10 protein-coding genes are annotated in these 17,911 nt (G+C 68.0%); 9 read left to right on the top strand and 1 reads right to left on the bottom strand.

The genetic code is table 11. The annotated features are described in order from the left end of the window. Nucleotides 1-4: 4 nt before the first annotated feature. The 9 genes from rplL (at nucleotide 5) to VT50_RS04180 (ending at nucleotide 15,039) form a co-directional block, all read left to right on the top strand. Entirely contained in the window at nucleotides 5-394 is a 390-nt protein-coding gene (rplL, locus tag VT50_RS04225; protein WP_046086838.1) for a 50S ribosomal protein L7/L12, read from the top strand. Between the two features lie 607 nt (nucleotides 395-1,001). After that, nucleotides 1,002-4,484: a DNA-directed RNA polymerase subunit beta gene (rpoB, locus tag VT50_RS04215; RefSeq protein ID WP_046086839.1), complete on the top strand. Its 3,483-nt coding sequence runs from the start codon at nucleotides 1,002-1,004 to the stop codon at nucleotides 4,482-4,484. Between the two features lie 98 nt (nucleotides 4,485-4,582). After that, nucleotides 4,583-8,482 carry a DNA-directed RNA polymerase subunit beta' gene (locus VT50_RS04210; protein ID WP_046086840.1) on the top strand — a complete coding sequence of 1,300 codons (3,900 nt, stop codon included), beginning with the start codon at nucleotides 4,583-4,585 and terminating at the stop codon, nucleotides 8,480-8,482. Nucleotides 8,483-8,812: 330 nt separating this feature from the next. Next, the gene (rpsL, locus tag VT50_RS04205) at nucleotides 8,813-9,184 is read left to right on the top strand and encodes a 30S ribosomal protein S12 (RefSeq protein ID WP_014054153.1); all 372 of its coding nucleotides are present in this window, start codon (nucleotides 8,813-8,815) and stop codon (nucleotides 9,182-9,184) included. Nucleotides 9,185-9,186: 2 nt separating this feature from the next. After that, on the top strand, nucleotides 9,187-9,657 hold the full coding sequence (gene rpsG / locus VT50_RS04200; protein WP_014178748.1) for a 30S ribosomal protein S7: 471 nt from the start codon (nucleotides 9,187-9,189) through the stop codon (nucleotides 9,655-9,657). A 38-nt stretch (nucleotides 9,658-9,695) separates the two neighbouring features. Further along, entirely contained in the window at nucleotides 9,696-11,816 is a 2,121-nt protein-coding gene (fusA, locus tag VT50_RS04195; RefSeq protein ID WP_046086841.1) for an elongation factor G, read from the top strand. A gap of 226 nt (nucleotides 11,817-12,042) precedes the next feature. Then, complete coding sequence (tuf, locus tag VT50_RS04190) at nucleotides 12,043-13,236, top strand: elongation factor Tu (protein ID WP_020869272.1); 1,194 nt, start codon at nucleotides 12,043-12,045, stop codon at nucleotides 13,234-13,236. Nucleotides 13,237-13,352: 116 nt separating this feature from the next. Further along, complete coding sequence (locus VT50_RS04185) at nucleotides 13,353-13,943, top strand: hypothetical protein (RefSeq protein ID WP_240529033.1); 591 nt, start codon at nucleotides 13,353-13,355, stop codon at nucleotides 13,941-13,943. Continuing rightward, the gene (locus tag VT50_RS04180) at nucleotides 13,936-15,039 is read left to right on the top strand and encodes an SRPBCC family protein (RefSeq protein ID WP_046086843.1); all 1,104 of its coding nucleotides are present in this window, start codon (nucleotides 13,936-13,938) and stop codon (nucleotides 15,037-15,039) included. Before VT50_RS04185 ends, VT50_RS04180 begins: the two co-directional genes overlap by 8 nt. A 426-nt stretch (nucleotides 15,040-15,465) precedes the next feature. On the opposite strand, the gene VT50_RS04175 is transcribed toward VT50_RS04180, so the two are convergent. After that, the gene (locus tag VT50_RS04175) at nucleotides 15,466-17,619 is read right to left on the bottom strand and encodes a PIG-L family deacetylase (RefSeq protein ID WP_078840744.1); all 2,154 of its coding nucleotides are present in this window, start codon (nucleotides 17,617-17,619) and stop codon (nucleotides 15,466-15,468) included. Nucleotides 17,620-17,911 lie beyond the last annotated feature (292 nt).

The raw sequence follows: 17,911 nt of genomic DNA, 5'->3' as shown, positions 1-17,911 counted from the left end.
CACCATGGCGAAGCTCAGCCAGGACGACCTGCTCGCGCAGTTCGAGGAGATGACCCTCATCGAGCTCTCCGAGTTCGTGAAGGCCTTCGAGGAGAAGTTCGACGTCACCGCCGCCGCGCCGGCCGCCGTGGTCGCCGCCGCCCCGGGTGCCCCGGGCGCCGCTGCCCCGGTCGAGGAGGAGAAGGACGAGTTCGACGTCGTCCTCACCGGCGCCGGCGACAAGAAGATCCAGGTCATTAAGGTCGTGCGCGAGCTGACCTCCCTGGGTCTGAAGGAGGCCAAGGACCTCGTCGACGGCACCCCGAAGCCGGTCCTCGAGAAGGTCAACAAGGAGCAGGCCGACAAGGCCGCCGAGTCCCTCAAGGGCGCCGGCGCCTCCGTCGAGGTCAAGTGACCCCTCGGGGTCGGATGACCTCGCGGCCCGCCGCCACACGCCCGTAGGACGTCCGGCGGCGGGGCCCGGTTCCACGCCAGGGGCGATCACCCGTTCGGGTGGTCGCCCTTCGGCGTTCCCGAGACGGTTACATTGCCTTATGGGTTTGTGGAGGTAGGGTGATCTTCGTTGCCCGTCGCCACGCCCTGTGACGATCTCGCCGGAGTGGGGGGCCTTGACGAACGGCACGCAGCGCGCAATTCTCAGGACGCGACGTCACACCGATCCAAAAGTCCGAGGCATGGATCGTCGGCGAAGCGGGCAGTATCGATATGCGCATCGACAGCGCGGCTGCCGACAGGGCGTGAGAAGACAACGAGGGGCGCGCCCCCTCACCGGAGGGAGAGATTGGCACTGCCGGTCTCAGAAACTCGGCGCTGGACATCAGTGTGCCAAGTGGCTACACTGACCCTTTGCGCTGCCTGTTAGCTGCTCCCTGCCCGTCACCAGGGGCATACCTACCTTCGAGCACTACTGATGAAAACGCCCTGACCAGGGATTTCATCCATGGGCTCTCGGTGGGACCGGTACGCGCGTAGTGAGTCCGAGCCCTCGGAAGGACCCCCTCTTGGCCGCCTCGCGCAACGCCTCGACTGCCAATACGAACAATGGCGCCAGCACCGCCCCGCTGCGCATCTCCTTTGCGAAGATCAAGGAGCCTCTCGAGGTTCCGAACCTCCTTGCGCTTCAGACCGAGAGCTTCGATTGGCTGCTCGGCAATGCCGCGTGGAAGGCTCGCGTCGAGGCTGCGCTGGACAGCGGTCAGGACGTCCCCACCAAGTCCGGTCTGGAAGAGATCTTCGAGGAGATCTCCCCGATCGAGGACTTCTCCGGGTCGATGTCCCTGACCTTCCGTGATCACCGTTTCGAGCCGCCGAAGAACTCGATCGACGAGTGCAAGGAGCGTGACTTCACCTACGCCGCTCCGCTCTTCGTCACGGCCGAGTTCACCAACAACGAGACCGGTGAGATCAAGTCTCAGACGGTCTTCATGGGCGACTTCCCGCTCATGACCGACAAGGGCACCTTCTGCATCAACGGCACCGAGCGTGTCGTCGTCTCGCAGCTGGTGCGCTCGCCGGGTGTCTACTTCGACTCCTCCATCGACAAGACGTCCGACAAGGACATCTTCTCGGTCAAGGTCATCCCCTCCCGTGGTGCCTGGCTGGAGATGGAGATCGACAAGCGCGACATGGTCGGTGTCCGCATCGACCGCAAGCGCAAGCAGTCCGTCACCGTCCTCCTGAAGGCGCTCGGCTGGACCACCGAGCAGATCCTCGAGGAGTTCGGCGAGTACGAGTCCATGCGCGCCACCCTGGAGAAGGACCACACCCAGGGCCAGGACGACGCGCTGCTCGACATCTACCGCAAGCTGCGCCCGGGCGAGCCCCCCACCCGGGAGGCCGCGCAGACGCTGCTGGAGAACCTCTACTTCAACCCGAAGCGCTACGACCTGGCGAAGGTCGGCCGCTACAAGGTCAACAAGAAGCTGGGCGCGGCCGCTCCGCTGGACGCGGGCGTCCTGACGGTCGAGGACATCATCGCCTCGATCAAGTACCTGGTGAAGCTGCACGCCGGTGAGACCGAGACCGTCGGGGACAACGACCAGTCCGTGGTCGTCGAGACCGATGACATCGACCACTTCGGCAACCGCCGCATCCGTAACGTCGGCGAGCTGATCCAGAACCAGGTCCGCACGGGTCTGGCGCGCATGGAGCGCGTCGTCCGCGAGCGCATGACCACTCAGGACGTCGAGGCGATCACGCCGCAGACCCTGATCAACATCCGGCCGGTCGTCGCCTCCATCAAGGAGTTCTTCGGCACCAGCCAGCTGTCGCAGTTCATGGACCAGACGAACCCGCTGTCGGGCCTGACCCACAAGCGCCGGCTGAACGCGCTGGGCCCCGGTGGTCTCTCCCGTGAGCGGGCGGGCTTCGAGGTCCGTGACGTGCACCCCTCGCACTACGGCCGGATGTGCCCGATCGAGACGCCCGAAGGCCCGAACATCGGTCTGATCGGCTCGCTCGCCTCGTACGGCCGGGTCAACGCGTTCGGTTTCATCGAGACCCCGTACCGCAAGGTGGTCGACGGTGTCGTCACCGACGACGTGGACTACCTGACCGCCGACGAGGAGGATCGCTTCGTCATCGCGCAGGCCAACGCGCCGCTGACGGACGACTTCCACTTCGCCGAGAACCGCGTCCTGGTCCGCCGCCGTGGCGGTGAGGTCGACTACATCCCCGGCGACGACGTCGACTACATGGACGTCTCGCCGCGCCAGATGGTGTCGGTCGCGACCGCGATGATCCCGTTCCTGGAGCACGACGACGCCAACCGCGCGCTCATGGGCTCGAACATGATGCGCCAGGCCGTGCCGCTGATCAAGGCGGAGTCCCCGCTGGTCGGCACCGGTATGGAGTACCGCTGCGCGGTCGACGCCGGCGACGTCATCAAGGCCGAGAAGGACGGTGTCGTCCAGGAGGTCTCCGCCGACTACGTGACGGTGGCCAACGACGACGGCACCTACACCACCTACCGGGTGGCCAAGTTCTCCCGCTCCAACCAGGGCACCTCCTTCAACCAGAAGGTCGTCGTGGACGAGGGCGCGCGGGTGATCGCCGGGCAGGTGCTGGCCGACGGCCCGTCCACCGAGGACGGCGAGATGGCGCTCGGCAAGAACCTCCTGGTGGCGTTCATGCCGTGGGAGGGCCACAACTACGAGGACGCGATCATCCTCAGCCAGCGTCTGGTGCAGGACGACGTCCTCTCCTCGATCCACATCGAGGAGCACGAGGTCGACGCCCGGGACACCAAGCTGGGCCCCGAGGAGATCACCCGGGACATCCCGAACGTCTCCGAGGAGGTCCTGGCCGACCTCGACGAGCGCGGCATCATCCGCATCGGCGCCGAGGTCATCGCCGGGGACATCCTGGTCGGCAAGGTCACCCCGAAGGGTGAGACCGAGCTGACCCCGGAGGAGCGGCTGCTGCGCGCGATCTTCGGCGAGAAGGCCCGTGAGGTCCGTGACACCTCGCTGAAGGTGCCGCACGGCGAGACCGGCAAGGTCATCGGCGTGCGCGTCTTCGACCGCGAGGAGGGCGACGAGCTGCCGCCCGGCGTGAACCAGCTGGTCCGCGTCTACGTGGCGCAGAAGCGCAAGATCACCGACGGTGACAAGCTCGCCGGCCGCCACGGCAACAAGGGCGTCATCTCCAAGATCCTCCCCGTCGAGGACATGCCGTTCCTGGAGGACGGCACCCCGGTCGACATCATCCTCAACCCGCTGGGTGTCCCGTCCCGGATGAACCCGGGGCAGGTGCTGGAGATCCACCTCGGCTGGCTGGCCTCCCGCGGCTGGAAGGTCGAGGGCTCCGAGGAGTGGATGCAGCGGCTGCAGGCGATCGGTGCCGACGAGGTCCAGCCCGGGACCAACGTCGCGACCCCGGTCTTCGACGGCGCCCGCGAGGACGAGCTGGCCGGCCTGTTCGAGCACACCGTGCCGAACCGGGACGGCGACCGCCTGGTCCAGCCCTCCGGCAAGGCCCGGCTGTTCGACGGCCGCTCCGGCGAGCCGTTCCCGGACCCGATCTCGGTCGGCTACATGTACATCCTCAAGCTGCACCACCTGGTGGACGACAAGCTGCACGCCCGGTCCACCGGTCCGTACTCGATGATCACCCAGCAGCCGCTGGGTGGTAAGGCTCAGTTCGGTGGCCAGCGCTTCGGTGAGATGGAGGTGTGGGCGCTGGAGGCTTATGGCGCCGCGTACGCCCTCCAGGAGCTGCTGACCATCAAGTCCGACGACGTGACCGGCCGCGTGAAGGTCTACGAGGCCATCGTCAAGGGCGAGAACATTCCCGAGCCCGGCATCCCCGAGTCCTTCAAGGTGCTCATCAAGGAGATGCAGTCCCTGTGCCTCAACGTGGAGGTGCTGTCGTCCGACGGCATGTCCATCGAGATGCGCGACACCGACGAGGACGTCTTCCGCGCTGCGGAGGAGCTCGGTATCGACCTGTCCCGGCGCGAGCCGAGCAGCGTCGAAGAGGTCTGACGGGTCTGGCCGGGGCACTCGCCACAGGGCGCCCCGGCCTCTCCCCGGACCCCCAGTCAGACCCGAAGACACGACCCTGAAAGAGGGATTGACGACAAGTGCTCGACGTCAACTTCTTCGACGAGCTGCGGATCGGCCTCGCCACCGCTGATGACATCCGTCAGTGGTCCCACGGTGAGGTCAAGAAGCCGGAAACCATCAACTACCGCACCCTCAAGCCCGAAAAGGACGGACTCTTCTGCGAGAAGATCTTCGGTCCGACCCGGGACTGGGAGTGCTACTGCGGGAAGTACAAGCGCGTCCGCTTCAAGGGCATCATCTGTGAGCGCTGTGGCGTCGAGGTCACCCGCGCCAAGGTGCGCCGTGAGCGGATGGGCCACATCGAGCTGGCCGCTCCCGTCACCCACATCTGGTACTTCAAGGGCGTGCCCAGCCGTCTGGGCTACCTGCTCGACCTCGCCCCGAAGGACCTCGAGAAGGTCATCTACTTCGCCGCCTACATGATCACGTGGGTGGACGAGGAGCGCCGCACGCGCGATCTGCCCTCGCTGGAGGCCCATGTCTCCGTCGAGCGCCAGCAGATCGAGCAGCGCCGCGACGCGGACCTCGAGGCCCGCGCCAAGAAGCTGGAGGCGGACCTCGCCGAGCTCGAGGCCGAGGGCGCCAAGGCCGATGTGCGCCGCAAGGTGCGCGAGGGCGCCGAGCGCGAGATGAAGCAGCTGCGCGACCGCGCCCAGCGCGAGATCGACCGTCTCGACGAGGTGTGGAACCGCTTCAAGAACCTCAAGGTCCAGGACCTCGAGGGCGATGAGCTGCTCTACCGCGAACTGCGTGACCGCTTCGGCACGTACTTCATGGGCGGCATGGGCGCCGCGGCGCTGCAGAAGCGCCTGGAGTCCTTCGACCTCGATGAGGAGGCCGAGAAGCTCCGCGAGATCATCCGGACCGGCAAGGGCCAGAAGAAGACCCGTGCGCTCAAGCGCCTGAAGGTCGTCTCCGCGTTCCTGCAGACCCGGAACAGCCCCAACGGCATGGTGCTGGACTGCATCCCGGTGATCCCGCCGGACCTGCGTCCGATGGTGCAGCTGGACGGTGGCCGCTTCGCGACCTCCGACCTGAACGACCTGTACCGCCGTGTGATCAACCGGAACAACCGGCTGAAGAGGCTCCTGGACCTCGGTGCCCCCGAGATCATCGTCAACAACGAGAAGCGCATGCTTCAGGAGGCCGTTGACGCCCTCTTCGACAACGGTCGCCGCGGCCGTCCGGTCACCGGCCCCGGTAACCGTCCGCTGAAGTCCCTCAGCGACATGCTGAAGGGCAAGCAGGGCCGGTTCCGTCAGAACCTGCTCGGCAAGCGCGTCGACTACTCGGCCCGTTCGGTCATCGTCGTCGGCCCGCAGCTCAAGCTGCACCAGTGCGGTCTGCCCAAGGCCATGGCGCTGGAGCTCTTCAAGCCGTTCGTGATGAAGCGCCTGGTGGACCTGAACCACGCGCAGAACATCAAGTCGGCCAAGCGCATGGTCGAGCGCGGCCGCACGGTCGTGTACGACGTGCTCGAAGAGGTCATCGCCGAGCACCCGGTGCTGCTGAACCGTGCGCCGACCCTGCACCGCCTCGGCATCCAGGCGTTCGAGCCGCAGCTGGTCGAGGGCAAGGCCATTCAGATCCACCCGCTCGTCTGCACCGCGTTCAACGCGGACTTCGACGGTGACCAGATGGCCGTGCACCTGCCGCTGTCCGCGGAGGCGCAGGCCGAGGCCCGCATCCTGATGCTGTCCTCGAACAACATCCTCAAGCCGGCCGACGGCCGTCCGGTGACCATGCCGACCCAGGACATGGTGCTGGGCCTGTTCTTCCTCACCACCGACGAGGAGGAGCGCGAGGTCAAGGGCGACGGCCGGTCCTTCGGCTCGGTCGCCGAGGCGATCATGGCGTTCGACGCCCGGGAGCTCTCGCTCCAGGCGAAGATCGACATCCGCTTCCCGATCGGCACCGTCCCGCCCCGTGGCTGGACCCCGCCGGTGGCCGATGAGAACGAGCCCGCCTGGCAGCCCGGTGACAGCTTCCGGCTGCGCACCACGCTGGGCCGCGCGCTCTTCAACGAGCTGCTGCCCGAGGACTACCCGTTCGTCGACTACTCGGTGGGCAAGAAGCAGCTCTCCGAGATCGTCAACGACCTCGCCGAGCGCTACCCCAAGGTCATCGTCGCGGCGACGCTGGACAACCTGAAGGCGGCCGGTTTCCACTGGGCCACCCGCTCCGGTGTCACCGTCGCCATCTCCGACGTGGTCGTGCCCGAGGCCAAGAAGGCCATCATCGAGGGCTACGAGGCGCAGGACGAGAAGGTCCAGAAGCAGTACGAGCGCGGTCTGATCACCAAGGACGAGCGCACCCAGGAGCTGATCGCGATCTGGACCAAGGCGACCAACGAGGTCGCCGAGGCGATGAACGCGAACTTCCCGAAGACCAACCCGATCTTCATGATGGTCAACTCGGGCGCGCGCGGAAACATGATGCAGATGCGCCAGATCGCCGGTATGCGCGGTCTGGTGTCCAACGCGAAGAACGAGACCATCCCGCGGCCGATCAAGGCGTCGTTCCGCGAGGGCCTCTCCGTGCTGGAGTACTTCATCTCCACCCACGGTGCCCGTAAGGGTCTCGCCGACACCGCCCTGCGCACCGCCGACTCGGGTTACCTGACCCGTCGTCTGGTGGACGTCTCGCAGGACGTGATCATCCGCGAGGAGGACTGTGGCACCGACCGCGGCCTCAAGCTGGCGATCGCGACCACGGGCGCGGACGGCGTGCTGCGCAAGACGGAGGACGTCGAGACCAGCGTGTACGCGCGCTGCCTCGCCGAGGACATCGTCGTGGACGGGAAGGTCCTGGCCCCGGCCGGTACCGACCTGGGCGATGTGCTCATCGACGAGCTGGTCCGTCACAACGTGGAGACCGTCAAGACCCGCTCGGTGCTCACCTGCGAGTCCGCCGTCGGCACCTGCGCCATGTGCTACGGCCGCTCGCTGGCGACCGGCAAGCTGGTGGACATCGGCGAGGCGGTCGGCATCATCGCCGCCCAGTCCATCGGTGAGCCCGGCACCCAGCTGACGATGCGTACCTTCCACACCGGTGGTGTGGCCGGTGACGACATCACCCAGGGTCTCCCGCGTGTCGTCGAGCTCTTCGAGGCCCGTACGCCCAAGGGTGTCGCCCCGATCTCGGAGGCGGCCGGCCGCGTCCGGATCGAGGAGACCGAGAAGACCAAGAAGCTCGTCGTCACCCCGGACGACGGTTCCGACGAGACGGCCTACGGCGTCTCCAAGCGGTCCCGTCTGCTGGTGGGCGAGGGCGACCACGTCGAGGTCGGCCAGCCGCTGACCGTGGGTGCCGTCAACCCGCACGACGTGCTGCGCATCCTCGGCCAGCGCGCCGTCCAGGTGCACCTGGTGGGCGAGGTCCAGAAGGTCTACAACTCGCAGGGCGTGTCGATCCACGACAAGCACATCGAGATCATCATCCGGCAGATGCTGCGCCGGGTGACGATCATCGAGTCCGGCGACGCGGAGCTGCTGCCGGGCGAGCTCGTGGAGCGCACGCGCTTCGAGGGTGAGAACCGTCGTGTGGTCCAGGAAGGCGGCCACCCGGCCTCCGGCCGTCCGCAGCTGATGGGCATCACCAAGGCCTCGCTGGCGACCGAGTCTTGGTTGTCGGCGGCGTCCTTCCAGGAGACGACCCGGGTGCTCACCGACGCGGCGATCAACGCCAAGTCGGACTCCCTGATCGGCCTCAAGGAGAACGTGATCATCGGTAAGCTCATCCCGGCCGGTACGGGCCTGTCCCGCTACCGCAACATCCGGGTCGAGCCGACCGAGGAGGCGAAGGCCGCGATGTACTCGGCCGTCGGCTACGACGACATCGACTACTCGCCCTTCGGCACCGGCTCCGGCCAGGCGGTTCCGCTGGAGGACTACGACTACGGGCCGTACAACCAGTAGGTCCGCGGACGGCTGGTCAGCGTTCACAGGGCGGTCACCCCATGGCGGGGGTGGCCGCCCTGCGGCTATGCTCCGGGTTGGTGTGTCCAGCGCGTGTGCATTTGTTTTGACCGGAGCCGATGCTATAGGTACGCTCTGACCTTGTGCCTGGGGTGTCCCTGGGCTCCTGTGCGCGCTTTCAGACCGCTCGGGGGCTCGAGGTGTCGACACCAACAATCTGCACTCTCTGACTTTCGCAGAGGGCTGCGGTGCGCGACACACCCGACCGCGTGGGTCGGAGAAACTCCAGGTTAGCTTTACCGAGACTGGCACACAGAAACCGGAGAAACGGTGCCTACGATCCAGCAGCTGGTCCGCAAGGGCCGCCAGGACAAGGTCGAGAAGAACAAGACCCCCGCCCTCGCGGGGTCGCCGCAGCGCCGTGGTACATGCACCCGCGTGTTCACCACGACGCCGAAGAAGCCGAACTCGGCGCTCCGCAAGGTCGCGCGTGTCCGGCTGAGCAGTGGGATCGAGGTCACCGCCTACGTCCCGGGTGAGGGACACAACCTGCAGGAGCACTCCATCGTGCTCGTGCGTGGCGGTCGTGTGAAGGACCTGCCGGGTGTTCGTTACAAGATCATCCGCGGCTCCCTCGACACGCAGGGCGTCAAGAACCGCAAGCAGGCTCGCAGCCGCTACGGCGCCAAGAAGGAGAAGTAAGAATGCCTCGTAAGGGTCCCGCCCCGAAGCGCCCGGTCATCATCGACCCGGTTTACAACTCTCCTCTGGTGACGTCCCTCATCAACAAGGTCCTGCTGAACGGCAAGCGCTCCACTGCCGAGCGCATCGTCTACGGCGCCATGGAGGGCCTGCGCGAGAAGTCCGGCAACGACCCGGTCATCACCCTCAAGCGCGCGCTGGAGAACGTGAAGCCGACCCTCGAGGTCCGCTCCCGCCGTGTCGGTGGCGCCACCTACCAGGTGCCGGTCGAGGTCCGCCCCGGCCGCTCCTCCACCCTCGCGCTGCGCTGGCTGGTGGGTTACTCCCGCGCCCGTCGTGAGAAGACCATGACCGAGCGCCTGATGAACGAGCTGCTGGACGCCAGCAATGGTCTGGGCGCCTCCGTCAAGCGTCGCGAGGACACCCACAAGATGGCCGAGTCCAACAAGGCCTTCGCGCACTACCGCTGGTAGTCGCTACCCCATCGAGAACCGAGAGAAGACTGAGCCATATGGCCACCACTTCACTTGACCTGGCCAAGGTCCGCAACATCGGGATCATGGCCCATATCGACGCGGGCAAGACGACCACCACCGAGCGGATCCTCTTCTACACCGGCGTGAGCTACAAGATCGGTGAAGTCCACGATGGCGCCGCCACCATGGACTGGATGGAGCAGGAGCAGGAGCGCGGCATCACCATCACGTCCGCCGCGACGACCTGTCACTGGCCGCTCGAGAACGTCGACCACACGATCAACATCATCGACACCCCGGGGCACGTCGACTTCACCGTTGAGGTGGAGCGCAGCCTGCGCGTGCTCGACGGTGCCGTGACCGTGTTCGACGGCGTGGCCGGTGTCGAGCCGCAGTCCGAGACGGTGTGGCGTCAGGCGGACCGCTACGGCGTTCCGCGCATCTGCTTCGTCAACAAGCTCGACCGCACCGGTGCGGAGTTCCACCGCTGCGTCGACATGATCACGGACCGCCTCGGCGCGGTGCCGCTGGTCATGCAGCTGCCGATCGGCACCGAGGCCGACTTCAAGGGCGTGGTCGACCTCGTCCAGATGAAGGCGCTGGTCTGGTCCGCCGAGGCCACCAAGGGCGAGATGTACGACACCGTCGACATCCCGGACACCCACGCCGAGGCCGCCGACGAGTGGCGCGGCAAGCTGCTCGAGGGCGTCGCCGAGAACGACGAGGAGATGATGGAGCTGTACCTCGAGGGCGAAGAGCCCACCGAGGAGCAGCTGTACGCGGCGATCCGCCGTATCACCATCGCCTCCGGCACGGGCGACGGCACCACCGTCACCCCCGTGTTCTGCGGCACCGCGTTCAAGAACAAGGGCGTCCAGCCCCTGCTGGACGCGGTCGTCCGGTACCTGCCGTCGCCGATCGACATCGAGGCGATCGAGGGTCACTCGGTCAAGGACCCCGACGAGGTCATCAAGCGCCGTCCTTCCGAGGAAGAGCCGCTGTCGGCCCTGGCGTTCAAGATCGCGAGCGACCCGCACCTCGGCAAGCTCACCTTCATCCGGGTGTACTCGGGCCGCATGGACGCGGGCACCCAGGTGCTGAACTCGGTGAAGGGCAAGAAGGAGCGCATCGGCAAGATCTACCGGATGCACGCCAACAAGCGTGAGGAGATCGACTCGGTGGGTGCCGGTGACATCGTCGCCGTCATGGGTCTGAAGCAGACCACCACCGGTGAGACCCTCTCGGACGCGGCGAACCCGGTGATCCTGGAGTCGATGGACTTCCCGGCCCCGGTCATCGAGGTGGCCATCGAGCCGAAGTCCAAGGGCGACCAGGAGAAGCTGGCCGTCGCGATCCAGCGGCTCGCCGAGGAGGACCCCTCCTTCCGCGTCAAGACCGACGAGGAGACCGGCCAGACGATCATCTCCGGCATGGGCGAGCTGCACCTCGATGTGCTGGTCGACCGCATGCGCCGGGAGTTCAAGGTCGAGGCCAACGTCGGCAAGCCGCAGGTGGCCTACCGCGAGACGCTGCGCAAGCCGGTCGAGCGGTACGACTACACCCACAAGAAGCAGACTGGTGGTTCCGGCCAGTTCGCGAAGGTGCAGATCGCGCTGGAGCCGCTTGAGGGCGATGGCTACGAGTTCGAGAACAAGGTCACCGGTGGCCGCATCCCGCGGGAGTACATCCCGTCGGTGGACGCGGGCTGCCAGGAGGCCATGGAGTTCGGCGTGCTCGCGGGCTACCCGCTGACCGGTGTGAAGGTCACCCTGCTCGACGGTGGCTACCACGAGGTCGACTCGTCCGAGATGGCGTTCAAGATCGCCGGTTCGATGGCCTTCAAGGAGGCCGCCCGCAAGGCCAGCCCGGCCCTGCTCGAGCCGATGATGAAGGTCGAGGTCACCACGCCCGAGGACTACATGGGTGATGTGATCGGCGACATCAACTCCCGTCGCGGGCAGATCCAGTCCATGGAGGACCGGAGCGGCGCCAAGCTGGTCACCGGCCTGGTCCCGCTGTCGGAGATGTTCGGCTACGTGGGCGACCTGCGCAGCAAGACATCCGGCCGCGCCAGCTACTCCATGCAGTTCGACTCCTACGCCGAGGTTCCGCGGAACGTCGCCGAGGAGATCATCGCGAAGGCCAAGGGCGAGTAAGGCGGGTTCATCCGCATTCCTCACCCTTTAGGCTGGAAGCACAAGGCATCGGGGTCATCCGTCGTGGAGCGCGTTCACCGTGTTCCACGGCGGGCCCCGGGCGCCGTTTCCCCAGACGAATACGGCGAAGGGCATCCCCCTCGGGGTCCTGGCCGGTTCGGTAAGACCACCTGAACCCATCCGCAAAGCGTGGATGCGTACAGAACCACTCCACAGGAGGACCCCAGTGGCGAAGGCGAAGTTCGAGCGGACTAAGCCGCACGTCAACATCGGCACCATCGGTCACATCGACCACGGTAAGACCACGCTTACCGCTGCGATTACCAAGGTGCTGCATGACGCGTACCCGGACCTGAACGAGGCCTCGGCCTTCGACCAGATCGACAAGGCTCCTGAGGAGCGCCAGCGCGGTATTACGATCTCCATCGCGCACGTCGAGTACCAGACCGAGTCGCGTCACTACGCGCACGTTGACTGCCCCGGTCACGCGGACTACATCAAGAACATGATCACCGGTGCGGCGCAGATGGACGGCGCCATCCTCGTGGTCGCCGCCACCGACGGCCCGATGCCGCAGACCAAGGAGCACGTGCTCCTGGCCCGCCAGGTCGGCGTGCCGTACATCGTTGTCGCCCTGAACAAGGCCGACATGGTGGACGACGAGGAGATCCTGGAGCTCGTCGAGCTCGAGGTCCGCGAGCTGCTCTCCGAGTACGAGTTCCCGGGCGACGACGTTCCGGTCATCAAGGTCTCGGCGCTCAAGGCGCTCGAGGGCGACGCCGAGTGGGGCAAGTCCGTCCTCGACCTGATGAAGGCCGTCGACGAGTCGATCCCGCAGCCGGAGCGCGACGTCGACAAGCCGTTCCTGATGCCGATCGAGGACGTCTTCACCATCACCGGCCGCGGTACGGTCGTCACCGGCCGTATCGAGCGCGGTGTGCTGAAGGTCAACGAGAACGTCGACATCATCGGCATCAAGCAGGAGAAGACCTCGACCACCGTCACCGGTATCGAGATGTTCCGCAAGCTGCTCGACGAGGGCCAGGCCGGTGAGAACGTCGGTCTGCTGCTCCGCGGCATCAAGCGCGAGGACGTCGAGCGCGGCCAGGTCATCATCAAGCCGGGCTCGGTCACCCCGCACACCGAGTTCGAGGCCCAGGCGTACATCCTGTCCAAGGACGAGGGTGGCCGCCACACGCCGTTCTTCAACAACTACCGTCCGCAGTTCTACTTCCGTACCACGGACGTGACGGGCGTGGTGACCCTCCCCGAGGGCACCGAGATGGTCATGCCGGGCGACAACACCGAGATGTCGGTCCAGCTGATCCAGCCGGTCGCCATGGAGGAGGGCCTGAAGTTCGCCATCCGTGAGGGTGGCCGGACCGTCGGCGCCGGTCAGGTCACCAAGATCAACAAGTGATCTGACGCTCCCCGGAGCAAAGAGCCCCATTCGCTTCTCGCGGGTGGGGCTCTTTCGTATGTGGGTACCCGGCCGTCCACATCGAAGCCGCGTTCGACTTCGGGAGCGAACAGATGATGACAAATGGCAAGATCACCGTCGCGGTCGTGGGGGGCTACCTCCTCGGGCGTACGAAGAAGGCGAAACTCGCCGTGGGGCTGGGCATGTTGCTGGCCGGTAAGAAGATCACGCTGGATCCGCAGCAGCTGAAGAAGTCCCTGGCCGAGGTGCCGCTGCTGAGCGGTCTGAACTCGGAGGTGCGCAAGGAACTCGCCGACGCCACCCGGCAGGCCGCGACGAAGGCCGTGTCCGGCCGGGTGAGCGGTCTCGCCGACTCACTGCATGAGCGCACGGCGCTGCTGCGTGGCGGGGGCGACGGCGAGGACGAGGAGGCCCCGGACGAGGAAGCCCCGGCCGAGGCCGAGGACGAGGAGCGCGCCGAAGGGCCGGACGCCGAGGCGGAATCCGAGCCGAAGCGGAAACCGAGGCCGCCGAGGCCGCCGCGCAAGGCGGCGGCCAAGGACCCGGCACGCCCGGCGAAGCAGACCGCCGCGTCCGGTTCCGGTCCGGCGAAGAAGGCCGCGGCCAAGAAGACGGCGAAGCAGGCCACGGCGAAGAAGAGCGCGGCGAAGAAGACCGCCAGGACCGCGGGGGGCCGCAATGGCTGACACGCTCGGCAAGCTCAAGGACGACATCGTCAAGAATCCGGCCACCGACCGTCTGAAGGACGAGCTCCGTGACTATGTCCAGGCACGGGCGACCCATGCGATCTCCGGCCTCGGCTCGGGCCTCGCCAAGGGCGCGCAGTCCCTCTCCGAGGGCAAGTCGCCGGGGCAGGCCCTGATGAAGGCCGGTACGTCCCAGCTGAAGGACTCGCTCAAGGACTCCCTGAAGGAGAAGGTCAAGGGGATCTTCGGCAAGGGCGGCCGGGGCAAGAGCGGGGGCGGCAAGTCCAAGAGCGTGACGGTCGTCGAGGACATCGACGTCGGGGTGCCGGTCCGCGAGGCGTACAACCAGTGGACCCAGTTCCAGGAGTTCAGCACCTTCGCCAAGGGGGTCGTGAGTGTTGAGAAGGCCGACGACACCAGCAGCAACTGGAAGGTGAAGGTCGCCAAGTCCACCCGCAGTTGGAAGGCCAACGTCACCGAGCAGGTGGCCGATGAGCGGATCAGCTGGACCACGGAGGGGGCCAAGGGCACCGTCAAGGGCGTCGTCACCTTCCATCCGCTCGGTGACCACCTCACCCGGGTGCTGCTGGTCCTGGAGTACTTCCCCAAGGGGCTCTTCGAGAAGACCGGCAACATCTGGCGGGCCCAGGGCCGACGGGCCCGGCTCGATCTGAAGCTCTACCGGAAGTTCATCATGATGCGCGGCGAGGCCACGGACGGCTGGCGCGGCGAGATCCGGGACGGCGAGGTCGTGCAGGAACACGAGACGGCCGTGGAGGAGGAAGAGCGCGAGCAGGCCGAGGCCGAGGGGGCTGACGAGGAGACCGGGGGAGACGCCGATGAGCCGGACGAGGCGGCTGAGGACGCGTACGAGGAGGAGCCAGAAGACGCCGAGCCCGAGGCGTACGACGAGGAGGAGTACGAGGAGGAGCCGGAGGCCGCGGGGGAGCCGGACGAGGCCGAAGAGCCGGAGGAGCCAGAGTACGCCGAGTACGCCGAGTACGCCGAGGACGCCGAGGCGTATGAGGAGCCCGAGGAGCCCGACGAGGAGTTCGAGGAGGAACCCCGCCGCCGCACCGCCGCGGCCCGCCGCTGAACCCCTCCGGCAACCGCCGGACCCGACCGGGCCCCACCCCGCCACAAGACGCCGGGTGGGGCCCCGGCCATGCCGCACGACGGCCGCCATGGTGCCCATGGGATCGCGAGGGCCACGCGCGTATCCGGGCCACCCGCCGCCCGGAGAGCCGAACGGCACGCGGCCGGGGGCGCTACGCGGCGATGGGGGCGCGGCCTGGACGTCGCGCGTCCGGTGATGCCCCGGGACGCCGGATCACGGACGCGGACCGGCGACGCGGACCGCGGACGCGGCCGGTGGGGTCGCGCCGGGATGCGGCCCGGACGGCGTTCAGCGAAGATGCCGCCCCAGGGCGCCGCCCCGGGGCGACCACCGAGCGGGTCCCGAGGGCGGCGACCGGGGGCTACGCCCGTCAGCCACCGGGGCCACGCCGCGAGGTACCGGAGGCTATGCCCGTGAGGTGGGGTGGGGGCGCCAGATCCAGGGGGTGGCGTCGGGGGACAGGCCCACTACGCAGACGCCCTGGTGGGCGTCGTCCGTCAGGAGGGCAGGGGCGCCGACCGGGGTCAGACGGCCGGGGGAGCGCAGGGGTTTGGCCTCCGGGCCGGTGCCGTACTGGACCTGGATCTCGCCGCCCAGATCGCGCCCGGCCAGCAGCAGCGTCTTCGCCTCGCGGTGGCCGGACGGTTCGGCCACGGTGTGGGCGGCGATCGCCCCGTAGCCCTCGAAGTGCGGCACCGTGAGGGAGGTTTCGCCGTGGACGGCGGGCACGGTGGCCGTGGGGGTGCGGTAGATCAGCGTGAGGGTGCCGTCGGGCGCCACCGCGGCGCCCAGCGGGTCCCCGCCGGGGCGCGGCAGCCCGGACGGCGGGCGCAGGGAGACCGGGCCGCCCGCCCACTCCTGGGCCCAGTGGTGGACGGTGTCGCGGCCGGGGGCGAGGACACGGACCTGCCCCTCCGCGTCCAGCAGCGCGGTCAGCCCGTCCTGGATCTCGGCGCCGCCGAGCCGCTGCCACGGACCCCAGTGGCCGTTCGCGTCCCGCACGCGGGTGGCCAGGCCCTTGTCCGCGGTCCGTACGAAGAGGTGCACCCGGCCGTCCGGGGTGGCGACCGCCGCCGGGCAGCCGACCCGGCGGCCCTGCTCGGGGTCGCTCTCGGGGGTGCCCAGGCCCGTCCAGGCGCGGAACGGGCCGTCCGGGCGGCGCTGCTCAAGCGCCACGATCTCGCGCAGGTCGCCCGCGCCCTGCCCGGCCAGCGCCGCGAACCGCAGGGCGAACAGCACCTGCCGTCCCGCGCTGTCCCGCACCGCGGCGAGCGCCGGGGCGAGCGGTCCGCCGCCGAGCCCGCGCGGTGCTCCGAACCGCCCGCTGCCGGGCTCGGTCTCGCGCCACCGCACGGCCTGGGTGCCGAGCACGCCGTACGCCACGAGCCGTCCCTGGGTGTCGGTGGTGGGGGCGGGCAGCGGGGAGGGGTAGCGGTAGTGGGTGGAGCGGATCCAGCCCTTGCGGTTCCGCAACGGGCGCACCCCGCCCTGGCTGTAGTCGCCGCACCCGGCCGCGTTGCCGCAGTCCCAGTCCGGCGCACCGCCGTAGGACCTGATGGCCCGCGCCTTCTGGGCCAGTACGGCGGGCGGCAGATTGTGCGGCCAGCGCTGGTTGTAGTAGCCGCGGAACGCGGTGGTGGTGAAGCGCGGGGCGTGCTTGTCGCGCCGGGTGGACGCGGCCACCCACCGCGCGATCGCCTTCCAGGTGAACAGCGCGACCGGGGTGTGATCGCGGTGGTCCGAGCAGCCCGGCTGATCGTTGTCCTTGGGGTGCAGTACGTCGTGCACCTGGAAGTCGGGGTCCGGGTCCAGCGTGTGGATCAGCGTGGGCCGATAGCGCTCCATGATCCCGGCGAGCACGTCGACCAGTGTCTGGTGGCCGTACGAGCTGGGGTGCGCCAGGGGCGAGCCGGCGGCCAGGAGGGTGCGCATCACGGTGCCCGGGGTGCTCCACAGCGCGGGGATCCGTACGCCGCCGTCCGACAGCATCGCGATGTTGAGGAAGATCAGCCGGGCGCTGCGGGCACCGCCCACGAGGGTGTTGGTCTCCGCGGTGATCCCGCCGGGCAGCCGCAGCACCGACCGCTGCCAGGGCGCGAACTGGTTCAGCCCCATCATCCGCGCGTACGCCTGCCGCAGCCCCTGGTGGCGGGAGGCGGAGTAGGCGGCCTTGTCGGCGCGCGGGACCGGCGTACCCGCCTGGTGGTTGATCCCCAGGGCCTCACCGGCCGTGACGTACACGCTCACCACCGGGACACCGGAGCGCAGCACATGCTCGGCGTCCGGGTTCATGAAGTACAGATCGTCGTCGGGGTGCGCCATGATCTGCAGCAGCAGCGCCCGCTTGTCGCCCACCGTCGAGGTGAACGGCTCCGCCGCCCCCGGCGCGCTGGCCCGCGCGGGCCCGGCTTCCGCGCCGCGTGAATGTCCGGCCCCGCATCCGGCGATCGCGGTGACCCCGGCGATCCCCGCGGCTCCTCCGGCGGTGAGCACCGCCAGCGCGGCGAGCGTCTGCCTGCGGGTGGTCCGCGCCCCCCGCGAAGTCCATCGACTGTTCAATTTGGTGACCCTGTCACTTCGGCAGCGCGTAGTCTCCGGCTGCTCCGAGTGAAGGGACGGTTGGTGATCTTGACAGGTTGTCCGCTGGCCGGAAGGAGTCGATCACAGATCGGACACATCGCCGCCACGGGGCCGACGCGACCGTCACCGTGAGCGCGCCGGTCGAATGATCTCGTCGCCGAGTTTGAAGCGCGCCCCGTGAGGGGTACGCTTCCGGGCCCCTGATTGGCGTCCGGAGCAGCCGATATGGCACACTAACCAGGTTGCTCGGTTGAGTGCCGATGCTGCGCGC

The sequence above is a fragment of the Streptomyces antioxidans genome (assembly GCF_000968685.2).
Lineage (GTDB): Bacteria > Actinomycetota > Actinomycetes > Streptomycetales > Streptomycetaceae > Streptomyces > Streptomyces antioxidans.
This window is presented reverse-complemented; position numbering and strand designations above follow the sequence as displayed.

Coding starts and splice junctions, on each gene's coding strand:
- VT50_RS04185 (WP_240529033.1), top strand. CDS start 13,353: ATGACAAATGGCAAGATCACCGTCGCGGTCGTGGGGGGCTACCTCCTC.
- rplL (WP_046086838.1), top strand. CDS start 5: ATGGCGAAGCTCAGCCAGGACGACCTGCTCGCGCAGTTCGAGGAGATG.
- VT50_RS04180 (WP_046086843.1), top strand. CDS start 13,936: ATGGCTGACACGCTCGGCAAGCTCAAGGACGACATCGTCAAGAATCCG.
- rpsG (WP_014178748.1), top strand. CDS start 9,187: ATGCCTCGTAAGGGTCCCGCCCCGAAGCGCCCGGTCATCATCGACCCG.
- fusA (WP_046086841.1), top strand. CDS start 9,696: ATGGCCACCACTTCACTTGACCTGGCCAAGGTCCGCAACATCGGGATC.